The 19,686-nt window shown below is 36.7% G+C and carries 11 protein-coding genes; 6 read left to right on the forward strand and 5 right to left on the reverse strand.

What is annotated here, in order from left to right; genetic code table 11:
• Nucleotides 1-166 precede the first annotated feature (166 nt).
• On the forward strand, nucleotides 167-2,389 hold the full coding sequence (gene katG, locus ACIQ0D_RS02240; protein ID WP_395802688.1) for a catalase/peroxidase HPI: 2,223 nt from the start codon (nucleotides 167-169) through the stop codon (nucleotides 2,387-2,389).
• 271 nt (nucleotides 2,390-2,660) lie between these two features.
• Here katG and ACIQ0D_RS02245 read toward each other — a convergent pair whose 3' ends face one another.
• Nucleotides 2,661-4,085, reverse strand: coding sequence for a hypothetical protein (locus ACIQ0D_RS02245; RefSeq protein WP_395802690.1), 1,425 nt, complete (start codon nucleotides 4,083-4,085; stop codon nucleotides 2,661-2,663).
• Between the two features lie 436 nt (nucleotides 4,086-4,521).
• On the opposite strand from ACIQ0D_RS02245, the gene arsB reads away from it, so the two are divergent.
• Both arsB and ACIQ0D_RS02255 read left to right on the forward strand, forming a co-directional pair.
• A complete protein-coding gene (gene arsB / locus ACIQ0D_RS02250; RefSeq protein WP_395802692.1) occupies nucleotides 4,522-5,589 on the forward strand; it encodes an ACR3 family arsenite efflux transporter in 1,068 nt (355 codons plus the stop codon).
• Nucleotide 5,590: 1 nt separating this feature from the next.
• Nucleotides 5,591-6,364 (forward strand): metallophosphoesterase family protein, encoded by a 774-nt coding sequence (locus ACIQ0D_RS02255; RefSeq protein WP_395802694.1) that lies wholly within the window; start codon nucleotides 5,591-5,593, stop codon nucleotides 6,362-6,364.
• Nucleotides 6,365-6,548: 184 nt separating this feature from the next.
• On the opposite strand, the gene ACIQ0D_RS02260 is transcribed toward ACIQ0D_RS02255, so the two are convergent.
• The 3 genes from ACIQ0D_RS02260 to ACIQ0D_RS02270 form a co-directional block, all read right to left on the reverse strand.
• Nucleotides 6,549-7,892, reverse strand: a complete 1,344-nt coding sequence (locus tag ACIQ0D_RS02260) for a M24 family metallopeptidase (protein ID WP_395802696.1) — start codon at nucleotides 7,890-7,892, stop codon at nucleotides 6,549-6,551.
• A gap of 67 nt (nucleotides 7,893-7,959) precedes the next feature.
• Nucleotides 7,960-10,371, reverse strand: a complete 2,412-nt coding sequence (locus ACIQ0D_RS02265; protein ID WP_395802698.1) for a hypothetical protein — start codon at nucleotides 10,369-10,371, stop codon at nucleotides 7,960-7,962.
• Between the two features lie 146 nt (nucleotides 10,372-10,517).
• On the reverse strand, nucleotides 10,518-10,928 hold the full coding sequence (locus ACIQ0D_RS02270) for a DUF2452 domain-containing protein (protein ID WP_395802700.1): 411 nt from the start codon (nucleotides 10,926-10,928) through the stop codon (nucleotides 10,518-10,520).
• Between the two features lie 537 nt (nucleotides 10,929-11,465).
• Here ACIQ0D_RS02270 and ACIQ0D_RS02275 point away from each other — a divergent pair.
• On the forward strand, nucleotides 11,466-12,455 hold the full coding sequence (locus ACIQ0D_RS02275; protein WP_395802702.1) for a sterol desaturase family protein: 990 nt from the start codon (nucleotides 11,466-11,468) through the stop codon (nucleotides 12,453-12,455).
• Nucleotides 12,456-12,694: 239 nt separating this feature from the next.
• Here the strand turns inward: ACIQ0D_RS02275 and ACIQ0D_RS02280 are convergent, their stop codons facing one another.
• Nucleotides 12,695-13,036: a cupin domain-containing protein gene (locus ACIQ0D_RS02280; RefSeq protein WP_395802704.1), complete on the reverse strand. Its 342-nt coding sequence runs from the start codon at nucleotides 13,034-13,036 to the stop codon at nucleotides 12,695-12,697.
• Nucleotides 13,037-13,802: 766 nt separating this feature from the next.
• Between ACIQ0D_RS02280 and ACIQ0D_RS02285 the strand changes: the two genes are divergently transcribed.
• Complete coding sequence (locus ACIQ0D_RS02285) at nucleotides 13,803-14,891, forward strand: OmpA family protein (RefSeq protein ID WP_395802706.1); 1,089 nt, start codon at nucleotides 13,803-13,805, stop codon at nucleotides 14,889-14,891.
• An 808-nt stretch (nucleotides 14,892-15,699) separates the two neighbouring features.
• Nucleotides 15,700-19,686, forward strand: a 3,987-nt coding sequence (locus ACIQ0D_RS02290) for an FG-GAP repeat domain-containing protein (protein WP_395802708.1), incomplete at its 3' end; no start/stop codon positions are given.

Below are 19,686 nucleotides of genomic sequence, written 5' to 3' on the forward strand. Positions count from 1 at the left end.
CTGTTTTTAGTTTTTAAATTTTTGAGAGGGCTGAAAGAATTCTTTATTCATAGATCTTATAATATCTCTAAACATTATAGATTTTACTTATATGTCTATAGATTTTATTGAACTGTATTGATCAGATAAAATCTTAGATTTGTAACAGAAGAAAATTATTTAAAATATGGAACATACACACAACAGCTCATCTTCAGATGCAGGAAAATGCCCATTTATGGCAGCATCGCAGAGACACACAGCAGCCGGATCTTTATCAAATGCAGATTGGTGGCCAAATCAATTAAACCTTAAAATTCTTCATCAGAATTCTTCAATGATTAATCCTTATGGTAAGGATTTTAATTATGCAGAGGAGTTTAAGAGCATTGATTTTGATGCTTTAAAGAAAGATTTAACTGTATTAATGACTGATTCTCAGGAATGGTGGCCAGCGGATTACGGACATTATGGTCCTTTCTTCATTCGTATGGCATGGCATAGTGCTGGAACTTATCGTGTAGGTGATGGTCGTGGTGGAGCATGTGCTGGTACTCAGCGTTTTGCGCCATTAAATAGCTGGCCAGATAATGGTAACTTAGATAAGGCTCGTCGTTTGTTATGGCCAATTAAGCAAAAATACGGTCGTAAAATTTCATGGGCAGATTTAATGATTCTTGCGGGTAATGTTGCTTTAGAATCAATGGGTTTTGAGACTTTTGGTTTTGCAGGCGGTCGTGAGGATGTTTATGAGCCTGAATTAGATATTTATTGGGGACCAGAAACCACTTGGTTAGGAGATGAGCGTTACAAAGGAGATCGTCAATTAGACAATCCACTAGGTGCAGTTCAAATGGGATTGATTTATGTAAACCCGGAAGGTCCTAATGGTAACCCAGATCCTTTGGCATCAGCTAGAGATATTCGTGAGACATTTGCCCGTATGGCGATGAATGATGAAGAAACTGTAGCATTAGTTGCTGGTGGTCATACCTTTGGTAAAACACACGGTGCTGGAGATGCAGCATTGGTAGGTGTTGAGCCTGAAGGAGCAGCAATTGAAGAGCAAGGTTTTGGATGGATTAATAAATTTGGTACTGGTAAAGGTGCTGATACAACCACTAGTGGTTTAGAAGGAGCATGGACACCAACTCCAACACAATGGGATAACACTTATTTCGATATGTTATTTGGTTTTGAGTGGGAATTAACTAAGAGTCCGGCTGGTGCACAACAGTGGGCTCCAAAAGGCGGTGCTGGTTCAGAGTTAGTCCCAGATGCACACATTGCAAATAAAACACATGCTCCATTCATGTCGACAGCCGATTTAGCTTTAAGATTTGACCCGGCATATGAGAAAATTTCAAGACGTTTCCACGAAAATCCTGCTGAATTTGCAGATGTTTTTGCGAAGGCTTGGTTTAAGTTGACTCACCGTGATATGGGACCAGCTTCTCGTTATTTAGGTAAGGAAGTTCCGGCAGAAACGTTAATTTGGCAAGATCCACTTCCAGCGGTTGATCATAAATTAATTGATGATCAAGATGTTGCAACCTTGAAAGCGAAGATTCTTGCTTCAGGATTGAGCGTATCGCAATTAGTTTCTACTGCATGGGCTTCTGCAGCTACTTTCCGTGGTTCTGACAAGCGTGGTGGTGCAAATGGTGCACGTATTCGTTTAGCTCCACAAAAAGATTGGGCAGTAAATCAGCCAGCAAAGCTTGCTATTGTAATAGCTGCTTTAGAAAAAATTCAGGCAGAATTCAATAGTCAGCAATCAGGTGGTAAGAAGGTTTCATTGGCCGACTTAATCGTATTAGGTGGTACTGCAGCTGTTGAAGCAGCGGCAAAGAAGGCTGGTCATAACCTTACAGTAGCTTTCACTGCTGGACGTACTGATGCAACACAAGAGCAAACAGATGTAGAATCATTCTCATTCTTGGAGCCTAAAGTAGATGGTTTCCGTAACCATGTAAATCAGCCAGTTATTGATCGTTATGCAGAGGAGATGCTTTTAGATAGAGCACAATTGCTTACGCTAACTGCTCCTGAAATGACTGTATTAGTCGCAGGTTTACGTGTGCTAAATGCAAATACTTATGGAAGTCAGCATGGTGTGTTCACTAAAAATCCTGAAACATTAACAAATGATTTCTTTGTTAATTTGTTAGATATGAGCACGAAGTGGGAGATATCTTCAGAATCAAGAGATGTTTTCACAGGACGTGATCGTTCTACTGGTGATATTAAGTGGACAGGTACTCGTTTTGATCTTATTTTCGGATCGAATTCTGAGTTACGTGCATTAGCTGAGGTTTATGCATCTGCAGATTATAAAGAGCGTTTTGCTCAGGATTTTGCAGCGGCATGGACTAAAGTGATGAACTTAGATCGTTTCGAGTTAGCTTAAGTGGTACGGTTAAAACACTGAACACAAGAAAAGAGGTGGCCTTATTTGGGTCACCTCTTTTCTATTTTAAAACAATTTACGTTTAAAAAGTATGGATTTAAATTTCAATCCTGTATTCAAAATATACTATCTGACTTGAAAGTTAAGATTGCATAGTTAGTCAGTTTGTGAATTGTGCATTCTCGAATATTGGTATTAGAGCAATAAAAAAAATAGACTCTAAATAGAATTTTATATGGAAATAAAAGATTAAAAGTTTAGATAGATTATTTTATTCAGTATCATCATATCCATATTTTTGATTTAAAGCAAACACTGCTTCTGCAGAGAAATCATTTTTATGAATAAGTTCCAGTTGACCTTCTAGTAATTTTCGTTTAGTTGGTAAAAGTTTAACATTTTTTTCAAAAATATCTTGTGCTGATACCTGATTTGTACCGCCTAGTTTTTCAATAGCGGTGGCAACATCCTCCATTTGATGAATAACAGACATGATTTGATTAGGTATCCAGGAAGTAATAGGTGTGCCTCCAGTTGCGTAAGCATATTTAGTATTGGCCATGATGTACTTCTGGACAAACTGCCAATGTCCATTTCTGAAATGATAAATTTCTTCCAAAATGCCTAATAAATAACATAAGCTATTTGCATCAGCATGATCAACTAACTTACCCATTAGTCCTTTAGGATGTACTTCTTTCATTGAGGTTTCTAGATCAATGAAAAATTCCTGTACGCATTTAGGGCGATAAAGACGTAGGTCTAATAAATACTTGGTTAGTTCATTCTGTGGATAATAGAATATCACACCTGAGAAAATATCCTGCATTGGGATAATATCATCTTGAGCACCGGTTTGTCCGCGGAATGCTTTTGGTTCATCCCATACGCCTTCATAAAGAACTCCATCGCCAAATAAATCGGTATTACCTTTAACACCCATTATGAACACCCTGAAATCATTATAGTGTTGCCATCTAGATGCTTTCCACATTTCTTTTCTTCGGATATTCATTTGTTTCATCGTAGCCCAATTATTTTCAAGTAAATGTGAAACATCTTTTTCCCCTTTAAATAGGGCTTGTATAGTTCCCATCACCGAACCAACAAGATTTGTCGAAAATCGGTTAATATCAACATGTAGCATGATAAAACCTGCCTCATCTGGCTGTCCTGAAAATTTATTGCACATGGCAATATTTTCCCAGTCTAAATCACCATTTGGATCTATTTTTTTATAATTACCCAATGAATATGCATAATGATAATCCAACCATGGAAACACTTTTAACTTTTCCGCTACTCTGCAAAATGGAACTGCTATATTTTCTGGTAATACATTACGAGCCTTACCATATTTCCCATCTATTTTAAATTGCTGAAAGGAAGGTTCCAATAAATAGGCTGAGGCTAAAAAACTATAAGAACGGAATAGCGCTTGTAAAATAAATACATTCTCTTCCTTCTCAATTTCGTCGATATGGTTTTTTATCTCCAAGACGGGTTTAATTATCGCATTTGGAGTATTTAAAAAGCCATATTCGTTCTCTGAAAGGACCACTGGCATAGTATCAAGAACGGTTTGTAGGTCAGCATAAACTGCTGGTAATGTTTCCATGGGTGCTTTTACGGGTAAAAAGCCATATTGAGCACTTACATTAAAAAAACCATCTGTATAGTTTGATAAAATTGGCATATAAATTATTCATTAAATAAAATAATATCGAAGCTATGAAAAAAAATAATGCTTGTCATCAAATAATTATTTGTTTATTAGAATATTTCAAATATTCATTTGCTTCTCTATTTCTGTATCATTAAGAGGGATTGAACTATGTTTAGGCTCGAGTAAGAGAAACTGTTTTGTAGAAAGCAATTTTATTGTAATCTATTTTAAATGTATAAGTCGGCAATTTTTCTGCATTAATCAAATAGCTATCCGTATAGGAAAAACAGCAAGCCACCGGGTGGTACGGTGACAACACCGACCACAGGAAACCGCCCAGCCTGATAACTATTAACTGACAACTGCTGACTAATAACGGGCTTCGAGAGCCTTAGCCAGCGGTAGACGAAAATTTAATATTAATTTAATATTTTAAATCGTAATATTGCGATATAAAATTAAATTTATGTCAGTTAATAATTGCGCATCAGCCGTCGAAAGGAAAAAACTAGGATTTTTAGATCGTTATTTAACCCTATGGATTTTTTTGGCCATGGCTTTAGGTATTTCAATTGGTCATTTTATGCCTGATTCATCCATTTGGATAAACTCGCTTTCGCAGGGTACGACCAATATTCCTTTAGCAATTGGATTGATTTTAATGATGTACCCACCTTTCACTAAAGTGAGATACAATCGCCTGGGGGAGGTTTTTAAGAATACAAAGGTGCTATCAATTTCCTTGTTTTTAAACTGGATTATCGGACCCGTTTTGATGTTTTTCTTAGCCATAATTTTCTTGCACGATTATCCAGAATACATGGTTGGTCTAATTTTAATTGGATTGGCTAGGTGTATTGCTATGGTTATTGTGTGGAATGAACTTGCGGAGGGTAATCGGGAGTATGCTGCAGGTTTGGTAGCATTGAACAGCATTTTTCAGGTGCTGCTTTACAGTGTTTATGCTTATTTTTTTATTACGGTATTTCCACCATTATTTGGCTTTTCGGGAACCATAGTACCAATTACCATGATTGAGATTGCTATTAGTGTAGGGATTTATTTAGGCATCCCATTCCTGGCAGGGTTTCTTACCCGCTATTTTTTGATTAATTGGAAAGGCGAAGGTTGGTTTAATGAGAAATTCATCCCTAAAGTATCTCCGATTACCTTATTAGCCTTACTTTTTACCATCATATTGATGTTCAGTTTAAAGGGTAAGTTAATAGTTGAGATTCCTTTTGATGTGGTTCGAATTGCTATTCCATTGGTTATTTATTTTGCTTTGATGTTTTTCATTAGTTTTTTGATTGGGAAGAAGATGGGAGCAGATTATAGTACCAATACCTCCATTGCATTTACAGCATCCGGAAATAATTTCGAGTTGGCTATTGCTGTTGCCATTGGGGTTTACGGAATCAATAGTGGCCAGGCTTTTGCAGGGGTTATTGGTCCGCTGGTAGAAGTCCCAGCTTTAATTATTCTAGTAAACGTTGCATTTTGGTTAAGAGATAAATTTTATAAGAAATCATAATATGAAAATTGCCTTATTTTCGGATATACATGCCAATTTACCGGCATTGGAAGCTTGTTTAGCAAGTATTGAACAACATGATGTGGATGCTATTTATTGCCTTGGCGACCTTGTGGGTTATAATGTTTGGCCCAATGAAGTGATCAATGAGATTAGGCGTAGAGGTATAGCTACAATCGCAGGAAACTATGATGAGGGAATAGGTTTGATGAGTGATGAATGTGGATGTGCCTATAAAACAGATCCCGAAAAGGATATGGGTAAAATATCAATTTCCTATACCAACCATTTGGTTCAGCCTAAGGAGCGTAATTATTTGCGAACATTGCCTTCACATATTCGTGTAGAGTTTAAATTTAATAATGAGCAGATGAATTTGCTACTGGTTCATGGGAGTCCGAGGAAGATTAACGAATATCTTTTTGAAGACCGTGAGGAGAAGAGCTTAATGCGTATTTTGGAGGATGCGGATGCGGATATTTTATGTTTTGGGCATACGCATAAGCCTTATCATCGAGTATTGCCAAGTAATGAAGGGGATGAACAAACTTATCGGCATGCCATCAATATTGGATCGGTAGGAAAGCCAAAAGATGCCGATCCGAGGGGTTGTTATGTAATTTTGACTTTAAATTCTGAGGCTAGTAAATCTAACAAGGAAGCTATTTCGGTGGAGTTTATACGTTTTGAATACGATGTAGAGAAAGTGGCTAGAGCTATTGAGGATAGTCCGCTGCCTAATGAATTTGCTGAAATGTTAAGGAGAGGGTTTTAGGAGGTTAGGAGTGCTAGTTTGAGAATACTGACCAAAGGAGCAAGGAATAAAGAGTAAAATTGTCTGAACGGTGATTTATTTGATTGGCGTGGTTCTTAGGATTTTCGAATTGGTATGTTTTGCTTTAATCCCCTTAGCTTGTGTTTTATTTTCTTATTAATTAGGACAACCGCAAGGGTTGTACCTACTGCGGGCTTGTCCCGGAACCCACTAAATGCAATTTCGTTTGCCTGCCATCCAAATACCAGAATCCGTTTTTATCAAAATAGCCATTTTGTTCTAGCATAAATCGGACAGGTTTGTTCCATTCTTTTATATCTACTGCTGCATTTAATTCGATAGAATAGGCAGTATTTGGATACAAAGGGTAATCGCCGCTACCCTCGACTCCATTTTGTTGATCCCACATCCCAATTGTTGGTCCCGCTGCATGGCCGTGAAAACCGAGTGGATGCGTGTAAATAGTTGCATTTAAATTTTCCTTTTTTGCTTGTGCGAGAGCTGCTGCCAAAATCTGGTTTCCCGTAAGTTTTTCTTTGAAATGACTTGTTAAGATATCTTGAAGGCGATTTGCTTTGGCTAGGCCTTCAATTAAGTATGCTGGAGCTTCTTTTTCATTTGGTCCCAGAACGTAGGCATGTTCCTGAACATCCGTATTTAATCGTAGGTAGTTTATCCCAAAATCAACATGCAATAAATCGCCTGCACGGATAATATTGTCTTGATCTTTTAAATTTTTTGAGAATGCTTTTAGATGATCGAATTCAATTTGATCGTTTCTTTGAATATTTACAGAGGGGTGAAACCAAGTTGTTAGTCCCAAATCGCTCACCTTCTGACGGAACCACCATACCAAATCATCGCTGGTGGTTATTCCGGGGGTAATTATTTTGCTGCTAAATCCTTCTGCAATTATTTGATGCGTGATGCTGTTTAATTGAGGATAAAACTGCATTTCGCGCGCTGTTCTTGTCTCGAGCCAGGCCACCCCTAAATCTGCCGCTGAAACCACTTTAGCTTTATTTGCATTGGAAAGTTTTTGCGTCAACTCCAGATAATCGGTATGATCGATGCCATCTGCTTGTCCGAAATATGTTGATGTATTCAAGGCAATTTTCTCTGGTTTGTAGCGCTCAATTACATCATTTAAGGCATCCCATTGATTTGGAAATTTAGTCATATCCCACTGCGCTTCAATGGCATCTCCAACATTATATCTTGCGATAGCTAATTTTTTGTAGACTTTACTTTGAGGATTATAATAAAAAACCAGAATAGTTCTTCTGCGGGCACTGAGCCAAGTGGCGGGGAGCATAGTTCTGATGATAGGATCCTCATTGTATTCTCTTGATACAATCACCCACATGTCGATCTTGTTTTTCTCCATTAGGGAGGGTAATAGATTGTTTAGTCGGTCGGATAAAACCTCATCAATTACTCGTGCTTGCTCTTTTACTGGCAGAATTTGGCTATTTACGGAAATCGTATTTAGGAAAACTATAAAGAATATGGTAATTGTTTTTTTCATTTTTACACGTTATATTTTTAAAAATTATTGTCTTTAAGATTCGGATTTTGTTTATCCAAAGCTATTTTCAATTAGATATTATAGAATTAATTTTTAATATCTGAATGTTTTCGCTTTTGTTAATTCCCTTAAACTGTACCTCAATTTTGGGACTATCCTCTTGAGGATACTCGGAATCAATAATTATGTTGTGGGATCCTTTGGTCATATTTGGTGGGATAGAAGCCAATTTGAATGAACCTTTAGGTTTTCCATTTTTGTCGTAAAATCGAATAGTTTCAGTCCCATCACAAACCAAACTTTCACCGGCAGAGAGCTCAATTGGAAATAATAGTTCTTTATAATTATCGATCTGCATTTTAATATTTTTTACGCTTCCCTTATCGCCATTAATCTGAATTCTAAATTGAAGCGCTTGTTCTTTCCATTCATAATTTAAATTCCAAGTGGTGTGTGTAGGTTCTCCTGGTTGACGTTCAAATTTTTCTCGTGTAAAAACGTCTGACATAGCATATTGATGCAAAATCCATTTTCCATCTTCTATTTTTTCTAGATGGAATTCATTTTTGGGATTTTTTAATAGTTCTTGTTGACTCTTGTTAAACGCATTGTTATTTCGTGCAATTTCCCATTCACGAATGGCGTCTAATAATTGGTTTGTTTGCGAATTTTTTCGGAGCGCATTTGGCCTTGCAACCATGGCAAATCCAGCATTGTATCCAGCCGCACGCGCCAACATCCATTCCATTTCTGGAAGGGTCGTATTTTCTGCAAGTAAGTACCATCCTAACATGTGTGGCATGTAATTTCGGTCGAACAATCCCTGGTTATCTATCCGATATTGCTGCATACTCTCCTTAAACCCACCATACCATGGTTCACCCCAATTGTAATAGGATCCAATGTGCCAGTAAAATGTCTTACTTAGACTGGTTCCAATGATAAAGTCATGTTTAACCTGGTCATAAATATCTTTAGCAAATAGTTCAAGTGCGTAATCTCCTTGTCCTGATGCTAGAGCACCTTCATGTCCATCTAAATCTAAATGATCAACCCCTGTTTCATTCATTAGATCTGCAATATTCTTGGCAATTTCTCTTTGCATCTCTAAATTGGGAAAGAATACATTGTAGGGATGGTCGAAGAGTTTGCCTATTTGTTCTCCAGCAAGATGTTCTGATTTTGCTGTCCCAAAGGCTCCTCTCTGGCAATCTAATAGAATGTATGGAGCAGTTTTACTTACTGTTTTATAGCGAATTAATTCATTTCCGATTTTTACAGTATGGAGGTTATTCCCAGCATCATCTTTAAAATATTCAGGTGATGCCACTTCGATAGTAAGTTGATCGGAATCAATTTTTTTGACCAAAGAAGATGTTCCAGTTACACTGAGGCGTTTATCCGGTATAGGACTTACATATGGATCATTGGTGTTAATGAAATTTGTAAGGGTATGCATTCCTAAATACAAACCTGCTGTATGCGCTTTATCAACACATTCTTTTAGTCCATTTTTTCCATTGGGAAATTGCTCGGGATTTAAAATAAAATTACCCCAGCTCTTAAATGGACCCTCATGATACAGGGACACTAATCCTGCTCTTTTTGTGTATCCAATCATCTCATCAATATCTTTTTCACCGTAGGATGAAATCATATACGATTTACCGTAAAGCTTTGATTTTTTAAACCAAACCCCATCAATGGTGGGATGTGGTAAGTTTTCGGCAAGTTCAATTTGCTCCAAGCGATCAAAGGTTTGGGTTTCTTGGCAGCTAAAAATCGCGATTTTGCTTCCCACAACGCTTTCACCTTTTAGAGCACTTACTGTCATGTTTTTATAAAGTCCCACCCAAGCATCTACCGATCGGTTAAGATCTCTATTAATAGAATATGCCTGTAATTTACTGCCCCATTTTGTGGGAACAGCGGTAATGCCTCTTGCCCATGTGCTACCTTCTTTATTGGGATAATCACCTCCAAGTGTTTTTATATTTAAAACCTGAATTCCTAAGGATGTTTCACCATCGCGTACCACACCAATAATTTCACCTATGGTCTTGCTGATTGTTGTAGGTATTGGTCCCCAGATAATAGCATCAACCTTGTTTGCAGGTGTAGCCTTGGCGATTTCTAGCGTTAAGTGAGTAGACTTTTCTACTGCTATTATATCAATAGATACACCTACTTCTTTAAATCCGAGTGTTATTTTTTTCTGTGATTTATCATAAATCATTGAACTTGGTTTATAGCGTATGTTCTTGCTAACCAGGGTAATGAGAGGAGATACAGTATCTGTGTAGAGAAAATCTTTGCCTCTGGGGCTATTGGATAATTCGCTAATTGCCCCCGATTTGTTTAAGACCATTTTCAGTTCACCAGAAATAAAGCTAACCTGAGCAAAAGCTATATTTGAAAGGCAGATGGTAAGGAATAAAATTAAAGTTAATTTAAAGTTATTTAGTTTAGTGAAGTCCATAGTCTAAAATTTGTCGGATTTAGAAAAACAAATTAAGCTATTTTTTGCACAGGAAAAAATTATTCAGGAGGGGGATTAGCACCAATTATAAAAATTATTCTTAGTACCAGGCTTTATAAATCGATAAAATTCTAATAAAATAGAAACTAGTTATTATCGATTTTAGCCCATTTATGGCTTGTATCTAATTTAAAGGAGCCTAAATATTCTTGTTTCCAGCTATCTGGAGAGATCATTGAAAGAAATAGGCTTTCATCAGCTTTGCGGTATAAGTGATATACTTGACCCATAATTGGGGTAAAGTTATATTTTGAGGAGTAGACAAGTTCATTGAGTTGAACTTCTTGGACAAGCCTTTCGTATTCCTCTTTGAGTTCATCAAATTTTGTTTGGAAGTTTTTATTGGCTACATCGGCGTTTGCTTGCTTCCAGCCCGAAACATTATCGAGTTTGATTGCAGGTGCACTTACATTGCTACCATAGCTTAAGCCTTTTTGGTAGTAGCCTTTTTCCTTGTCCCAGACTACTAAATCGGGCTTTTCTTCATTTTCTTCCATTCAAAAAAATGTGTTTATAAAAATTAATTTATGCAAAAATAACTAAATGAAAGGAGCTTTGTGTAAATGGAATGTAATATCGTGGGGGGGATATAAGACAATTCCAATGTTAAAGCGATGTCATCCCGAAACCTGCTCTTTTGCAGGTGAGGGAACTTCGTAGTGATTAACACAATTTTGTTTTCCCAAAAAAAGTTCCCTCAAAAGTTCGGGATGACAGGTGCATGGCGTTTTAAAAAAATCAATTTCAATGTTAAAGCGATGTCATCCCGAAACCTGCTCTTCCGCAGGTGAGGGACCTTCGTAGTTGTTAGCACAATTTAGCTTTTCCAAAAAAAGTTCCCTCTCTACGTTCGGGATGACAGGTGCATGGCGTTTTAAAAAAATCAATTTCAATGTTAAAGCGATGTCATCCCTCACCTGCTCTTCCGCAGGTGAGGGATCTTCGTAATTGTTAGCACAAAATAAAAATGCAATACTCTATTTAAATTTATATTTTTAATTTAGTCTTAAAGAAAATTAATATTTACATACTTTATGGAGTTTATAGAAATACTAATCGGACAAATTAGAGGTTTTTTTGGCATTGATAGCTTATTAAAAATCATCAATAGCGGTGATTATTCTTCATTGATGACCTATCAAGGCATTACGTCTATCATTGCACCTATTTTGCCGTTTATATTAATTTTTGAGCTGACAAGGGGATTGCTTTACAAGAAATTCCATGTGGTTGAATATAAAATATCCTTTTTCAGCTATTTGTTAAATTCCGTTTTGGGAAGGTATATTTCTGTCGGGATGACTATTTTCTGCATCGGATTATTTGAAAAATATGCCATTATTTCTATCTCTTTTACCTGGTATTGGTTTATCTATGGCTATATAATTTGGGAGTTCGCTCATTTTATCTATCATTTTTTAGCCCATAAAGTCAGATTATTTTGGTGTTTACACTCTACGCACCATGCTCCTGAAGGAATGAATTTAGCTGTTTCTTATTCTCATTTTTTCCTTGAAGGACCTTATGCGGATATAATCAGAACTTCTATTTGTATGCTTGCTGGTGTACCACCAACGATGTTATTTGTGATTATGTTTATTGATGGAACTTATGGATCCTTCATTCATATTGGTGAATCGGTGATGAAAAATGCCAAATTGGGTGTTTTGGGGAAGTTTATTTTAACACCCTCTCACCATCGTGTACATCATGCGAAGAATTTGGAATACATGGATACCAATTATTGTAATTTATTAAATGTGTGGGATAAGCTATTTAAGACTTATAAAGATGAAAAGGATGAGTTGAAGATTGAATATGGTATTACCAGAGAAATGAAGCCAAATAGTTTTTTAGATGCTTACTTTGGAGAAATAACTGCTTTGGCGAAAGATGTATGGTATGCTCCAGGTATAAAAAACAAGCTTTTATACTTATTTATGCCACCAGGATGGAGCCATACAGGCGATCATAAGACTACTACGGCTTTAAGGAAGGCGATGGTGAGTGCTAATAAGGGTTGATAGGGTATTTGTTTTTGAGTAATTGATTAAGATAATTTCTTTGCCCTAGCTACATCTCCGAAAGATTAAATTTTGTTTTGTCCTAAAGCGGAGTTCCCTCTCTACGTTCGGGATGACAGGTGCATGGCCTTTAAAAAAATTAATTTCAATGTTAAAGCGATGTCATCCCGAAACCTGCTCTTCCGCAGGTGAGGGACCTTCGTAGTTTTTTGCACAATTAGTACTATCCTGAAATAGGTTTACACAAAATCCTCACGCATTGGGCTAAACGTATCGATTAAAATGCCTTCTTCTAAGCATTTTACTCCATGCCAAAGGTTGGAGGGTACGAAGAAAGAATCCCCCGTTTTTAGGATTTGTTTTATTCCTTCAATTTCAACCTCAAATACACCTGAAAATACATGTGAAATTTGGACATGAACATGTTGGTGGAGTGCTCCGACTGCACCTTTTTCAAATTTAACTTGTACTAGCATGAGGGAAGGATCATGAGCCATAATTTTTCGACTTAATCCTGCGCTTACATGTTGCCATTCTAAGCGTTCATCCTCAATAAAATAGGTTGAATTAGGGTATTGCATTTTTTTTGATTTTTGAATGAATGCGAAAATAAAGATTTATTATTTCTAAGCATAATCTCAAAATTTTTAGTCCGAAAAGGCACTCGAAGCTGCTGGCTGAGGCACTCGAAGCCCATCTTAATGTTTCCAGCCTAAAAAATAGATAACAAAAACGCGTAGAGGCAGCTTGCAACTTATTCCTAAGAATAGACAAATTGAACTTAGAAAGAATTTAAAAGGGACAAATATTTTAACTGATAAAAAATGTTGTATTTACATTGGTAAAAAAATCGTAAACCTTTTTTGAAAGATTACGTAAAACAATAATAAATAACGTTTTAGAAAATTTAATTAAATTGAATTGCAATAAAAATCAATAAAAATACCCTTGTTCACGTCATTCTGGCTTAGAGAGCCTCAGCCACCGGTTAACTGACAACCAATATTTATAGAAAAACAAATTTTAAATTATAACGATAAATAAAACAGAAAAAACCTTTGTTCACGTTAGCCTGACAAAGATAACCTATAAAAACAAATCACAAAAACAAAAGATTACCAACAAATAAAATAAAAAACTAAATTTGCGGATTAATAATAATAATTAAAAAGAAAACAATTTGTTTTGGTTGGCCTGGCTTCAAGAGCTTCAGCCAACGAACAACGGTCAACTGACAAAGAAAATTTAGAAAAACAACATTTAAAGCATCATAAAAAACCTGACAACAATCACCCTTTGTTAATCTCAGCCTGGCAACTGATACCTACAATGGACAACCGATGACCAATGAAAAAACATTCAATAACAGCATTCATTATTTGCATTCTATTAGCAACTAGTGCTTCAGCTCAAACTAAAAAAGCTTTTTTAGATACCTTACGTTTAGGTGTTCGTTACCAAGTGCAAGAGTTCCATACCTTGAATCAGAAATTGAAGGAGCAAGAGAATTGTAATTGTGACGAGTCGCTACCTTTAAATGGTCGTGCTTTACAGGGTATTAGTGCGAGTATTTTCGAACCTTTGACTTCTAATTGGGCAGTTGGTGCTGATTTAGGAGGAACTTTTGGTACAGTGATGGATGATAATCGTGCTTATAAGAAATATTCATTTGTACAAATGCGTGTAGAGAGCTTTTACCATTTGTTTGATGCCAAGACTCGATTACGTCCTTATTTGACTGGAAGTATTCAATTAGCGGCAAACCAAAGAAAAGCGCTGTTTAGTCTGCCTTTAGGAGCAGGTTTGCGCTATAAATTAAATAAAGGAGGCTATTTTCACGTTCAATCAGCTTTTGATCGTGGCTTCGGACAGGCTATTGCTAGGAATATGATTACTAATGTGGGTTTCCATGTTCCATTATTCAGAGCTAAGGCATCTAAGCTAAATGGCTCAGATCTTTACCCAGCAAATACGAGCAATTCGGCGACTGCACAATGGGCAGCTCAAAGTAAAACCTCACCTGCAACAAACACAGTTTCAAATCCAACAGCTGTCGCTCCTATTGTAAATCCAGCAACACAGGTGGCCAATGCAGCACCTAAACAATTGGTGCGTGTGATTTACTTCGATACAGATAAAAATGGCTTGAACAAAGCTGCTACTGATCGTGTAATGGCGGAAGTATTAGCCTTTATGGCTGAGAACAAGGATGCCAAAGTGTATTTATCAGGTCACACGGATAATGTACAGAGCGAAGCCTATAACCTACGTTTATCCAAAAATAGAGTGGATGCCACAGCCAATAAATTCATGAAGCAGGGCATCGCATCTGATCGCATCGATAGCAAACATTACGGCGAATCATCCCCTGTAGCAAGCAATAAATATGAATCTGGAAGAGCTACGAATAGAAGGGTTGAGATAGTTGTTAGGTAGGGATTGGTTAGTAGTTAGTTGGTTAGTAGTTAGTTAGTAGTTAGTTGGTTAGACTGGCGACATCTGAATAGGATTTGTCAGTTGACCGTTGTCAGGCTGGATGGAGAGAATGACGAAATCTGGAGGGCACTTATCAGTTGTCTGTTATCAGACTTGATTAGAGGCTATCTACTTTTGGATTTTTTCTTGTTTATCACCACTGGCTGAGGCTCTCGAAGCCCGTGCCAAGATAATATAATCTACCAGTTCTATTGTTTTTGGTGTTTTTACCCTACCACCTTAGCACCAAAAACTGACAGGTCGCGACCTGTCACAACAACCCTCCATGTCCTTTTTACCTTTCTGCTTACTTTTTATTATTGATTATGTACATGAAAATACAGCATTTTCATGTACATCTTACTATTAAATGCCTCTTAGAGCCTGATTATGAGGTGTTTAGAAAAAGTTGATATTTATTTAAAATAAACTTATTATTGTTTAGGTTAATTTTTAGCTAAAATGAAAGGTTGCCAAATTTTAAATCCTGGCTTATTTTTTCAAAAAAAATCTTCAATTTGAAAAGTTCTTTTTTCAAATCACTCTTTTACTGGATAGTATTTTATGCTAAATTAAGTATAAATACTTAATTAAAAAAATTAAATGAGTTCACAAATAGAAAATTGGACTCATTTTTCCTTTTGTAATTCATTTAAATAGTTCATTTTTTCCACTTTTGCTCGCTTAATATATTCTAACCGATTTATTAATTAATTAGATAATTATTATCTTTTTAAGAATTTAATTTAAATATTGTTTTTAAAGCACGATGATTGCGAGAAAATATTTCTTTTTAATACTGTTTTTTGTTTCTAATTTACTTGTTTCGAGTCTTTCAAAGGCTCAAAACACGACTAATTGCTATGGACCTTACAATCCAACTCCAGCAGCTGCTCCTTGGGGTGTGGTCGAAAAATTTCAGTCGGGCGCTGTAATATGGAATGGGTCTACTCCAACAGCTGCCGATTTAGATGGTGACGGTATTTCAGAACTTCTAGCAACTGCTTCTGATAATTCAGGCTTTTATATTTACAAAGGAAACGGTTCAGATAAAACAACTGCTACAAAAAAATATGTAATTGCTACCACGAATGAGCGTTCAGTGCAACCTGCTATTGCTAATATTATTGGATCAGCTTCTTCGGCACCTGAAGTAGTAATGGTCAATGCAACAGGTTTCGTTTATATTTTCAACAATCAAGGCGGAACAGAAACTAACTATCTATATAAATCAACCACAGCTTCCCAATATGACAATGCTAATTATGTAAATCAAATTACGAAATCTGCAACACCGTACATTGTAGATATTGACGAAGATGGAACTGCTGAAATTGTTTTAGGTTCTGATGTTTTTGGAATTGTGAACGGTGCTTTGGTGAAAAGAGTAGCAGGATTAGCTTTGAATTATTCAAGTCAATCTTCTGGTTCAACAGGTACTCCAATTGATGTAGTTATTATCGACATTATTCCATCTAATCCTGGAAAAGAATTAGTTTTTGGTTCAAAAGTATATGGCTTTAATCTTGCGGCAGGCACCATGTCTGTATTGAAAGATTTGAGTACCATTGCGGGTTCTGGTGCAGCAGCTGGAGATAATGGTCCTACGGCTGTAGCCGATATGGATTTGGATGGCGATTTAGACATCGTGTACAACGGTTCGACCAATGTTTATATCTGGGATCCTAATCAAAACTTGGTATTATTCAAAAGAACTCCTCCTTCATTCCTTTTTGGAGTGAGAGGCCTACCCATGATTGCAAATGTTTACAATGAAAAAGTAAACATTGGGAAAGCAAAAGATTTACCAGAAGCGGTTATCATAAATTCTTCAAGTACATCTTCAGGAATTGTTACTGCTTACAATTTAAACTTCACAACAGCTACAGGTAGCGCTACTCAATATATTTGGTCTTTAACAACCAATGATATGTCGGGTTCTACAGGAATTACCGCATTCGACTTTGATGGAAATGGTATCCGTGAAGTGGTGTATCGTGATCAATCTACCTTACGAATTATAAATGGAAATGTTGCAAGTCCGGTAGATTACGCTTCTATTTCTGTCACATCTGCTACTTGGGGAGAATACCCAATTGTAGGCGATTTTGATAATGATGGAGAAGCAGATATTGCCGTTACAGGTAACAATATGTTACGTGTTTTTAACCGCGCGCCGAATACTTTTGCTTGGAAAGATGCGCCAAGTTATTGGAACCAACGTAATTACCGTATCGTCAATATTAATCCTGATTTAACAGTTCCAGCTACTGAAACTAGTATAATTGGTTCAGCTTCAATCAATAATAACGTAGCTCAATTACAATATTCAGATGCCGCACCAGGAAGTGGTGCGCCTTATGGAACAACAGCCGTGGCAGATGCAACTATTACACTTTCTAGTGTTTTGGGTACTTGTCCAGCTTTAACAATAGCAGCAACTATTAGTAATAGTGGCGCAGCAACTTTAGTGGCAGGAACACCAATAGCTATCTATGATGCGAACCCAACCTTGGGTGCTGCAAATTTAGTTGGCACCTATGTAACAACAGTAGCAATAGCAGCTGGTGCAAGCATAAATGTCAGCATACCCGTAAATCTATTCAGAAAAACAACAACGGTATTTGCTGTGGTAAATGACAAAGGAACTACCGCAAGACCGTATGCCTTTAGTACTGCTTTCCCCAACACCGGAATATTTGAATGTGATTATACGAACAACATGGCGAATATCGCAGTAACTTGTTTGGATTCAGATTCGGATGGAGTTCCAGATTTCGACGATATCGATGATGATAATGATGGGGTTTTAGATGCTAGGGAACAAAGTTGTGCTCAAACAAACATGAGTAAGATGGGGATTTCTTTAACATCAACAGTTAATTGGTCTTTTCAAAATGCACCTAGCGGATTAAATGCATTGCTTGATGGAACACTGATACAGCAAATATACCCGACTGATGTCTCATTAAATGGCAAAACAATATTCCAATTTAATTTACCATCCCCTAAACTACTCAATTTAATAGAGTTGGCTAATAATACCAATCAAACACCATTTATTGCGGGAGGAACTTATAAAATTCAGGGTTCAATTGATGGGGCGACTAATTGGGTTGATATTGTAAGTTCACAAGTAGTAGCCAATACAGCACCAATACTTGCAACTACTAATTCTATCAAATTTGATATGTCTAATAATGGTTCAAAATATTTGAGTTATCGAATAGTAGGAATCAGTATTACTGGGCAGGCAAATTGGGCACAAGAAGCTTATTTAGGAGAGTTAGTTTGTACTGATATAGATACTGATAGTGACGGCAAACCCAATAGACTAGATTTAGATTCAGATGCAGACGGATGTAGCGATGCAAAAGAAGCTGGAACAACCACATCCCTCACGGCAAATTATGCCTTTACCTCAGCGGTAGGAACAAATGGTTTAGCCAATGTTTTAGAAACAAGCGCTGATAATGGAATCATTAATTATGTTTCTACTTATGCTGATAACGCATTAGTAAGAACAGTAAATGCATGTATTGATACGGATTCGGATGGCATTACCGATTTAATTGATATCGACGATGATAATGATGGGGTGCTAGATTTGGAGGAATGTCCTTTTGAACCATACAAAATATTATTTGCAGGTTCTTCAGAAGACTTTAACGGTATTCGTTCCAATTTATTTGCTGATTTTAATAATGGAAAAAATCTAGTATCTACAATTGTGCAATCAAACATCATTGAAACAGCTACTGTACCTCCTGGCTTTTATGATGGTTATGACCTCGTAATCTTTGGAGGTGTTGGTTTAGCTACCATTCATCAAAATCATTGGGATGCATTGAAACTTGCAATCCTAAACAAAACAAGCACATCTTTTGTAATTCAAGCCGAAAATTGTTGTGTGGCTACCAACAGAACGAATTTAATTTCTTTATTAAATGAAGTTTATGGTACTTCTTATACCTCTACTGGGGCTAGTACAGGAGCTGTAGAAAATGTTTTGTTTAAAAATCCATTAAATGCTTATGCTTCTGTTTTTCCAGCGGAGACAATAGCAGGTGCAGATTATTTTGGGATAAATGGTATGGCACCATCAGACGTGTTGTACTATGCCAACAATAGTACAACTACTGCCTATGCTGGGATGAAAAAATTGCCTGGTACAAACGAAAATAATAGATTTTTGGCATGGTTTACCGATGGCTCATTTACTGCCACTGCAAGGTATGCTACAAATCAAGGTAAAATAGGTTCTGCATTTTTTGAAGCCTATAAAAAGTCCTTTTCAACCTCAATTTCGTGTAATCCAGACCTTGATACAGTACCTAATCATTTAGATTTTGATTCAGATGGAGACGGCTGTAGCGATGCAAAAGAAGCTGGTGCAACTGCTTTAACAACCGCAAATTACACCTTTACTTCAGCAATGGGGACTAATGGTTTAGCGGATGTTTTAGAAACAACAGCCGATAATGGAACAGTTAAGTATAATGTAACTTATGATGCTAATGCATTAAATAATACTGTAAATGCCTGTATTGATACTGACTCTGATGGTATTACAGATTTACTGGATATTGATGATGATAATGATGGCGTATTAGATATCGATGAAGTAGAACCTTGTAGAAGTACCTTTAATTTCTCATCAATCAGTACTACTCCTCAAACAGTTGCTTTAGGCGCTGGCTTATTGGTAACTCAAGTAAGTACTGTAGCCACGGTAGCAGGTTCGGATAATTATGGA

Source organism: Daejeonella sp. (assembly GCF_044342615.1).
Lineage (GTDB): Bacteria > Bacteroidota > Bacteroidia > Sphingobacteriales > Sphingobacteriaceae > Daejeonella.

What these genes read in the sequence shown, in the direction of transcription:
- ACIQ0D_RS02285 (WP_395802706.1), top strand. Translation starts at nt 13,803, where the DNA reads ATGAAAAAACATTCAATAACAGCATTCATTATTTGCATTCTATTAGCA.
- katG (WP_395802688.1), top strand. Translation starts at nt 167, where the DNA reads ATGGAACATACACACAACAGCTCATCTTCAGATGCAGGAAAATGCCCA.
- ACIQ0D_RS02280 (WP_395802704.1), bottom strand. Translation starts at nt 13,036, where the DNA reads ATGCAATACCCTAATTCAACCTATTTTATTGAGGATGAACGCTTAGAA.
- ACIQ0D_RS02275 (WP_395802702.1), top strand. Translation starts at nt 11,466, where the DNA reads ATGGAGTTTATAGAAATACTAATCGGACAAATTAGAGGTTTTTTTGGC.
- arsB (WP_395802692.1), top strand. Translation starts at nt 4,522, where the DNA reads ATGTCAGTTAATAATTGCGCATCAGCCGTCGAAAGGAAAAAACTAGGA.
- ACIQ0D_RS02270 (WP_395802700.1), bottom strand. Translation starts at nt 10,928, where the DNA reads ATGGAAGAAAATGAAGAAAAGCCCGATTTAGTAGTCTGGGACAAGGAA.
- ACIQ0D_RS02245 (WP_395802690.1), bottom strand. Translation starts at nt 4,085, where the DNA reads ATGCCAATTTTATCAAACTATACAGATGGTTTTTTTAATGTAAGTGCT.
- ACIQ0D_RS02265 (WP_395802698.1), bottom strand. Translation starts at nt 10,371, where the DNA reads ATGGACTTCACTAAACTAAATAACTTTAAATTAACTTTAATTTTATTC.
- ACIQ0D_RS02260 (WP_395802696.1), bottom strand. Translation starts at nt 7,892, where the DNA reads ATGAAAAAAACAATTACCATATTCTTTATAGTTTTCCTAAATACGATT.
- ACIQ0D_RS02255 (WP_395802694.1), top strand. Translation starts at nt 5,591, where the DNA reads ATGAAAATTGCCTTATTTTCGGATATACATGCCAATTTACCGGCATTG.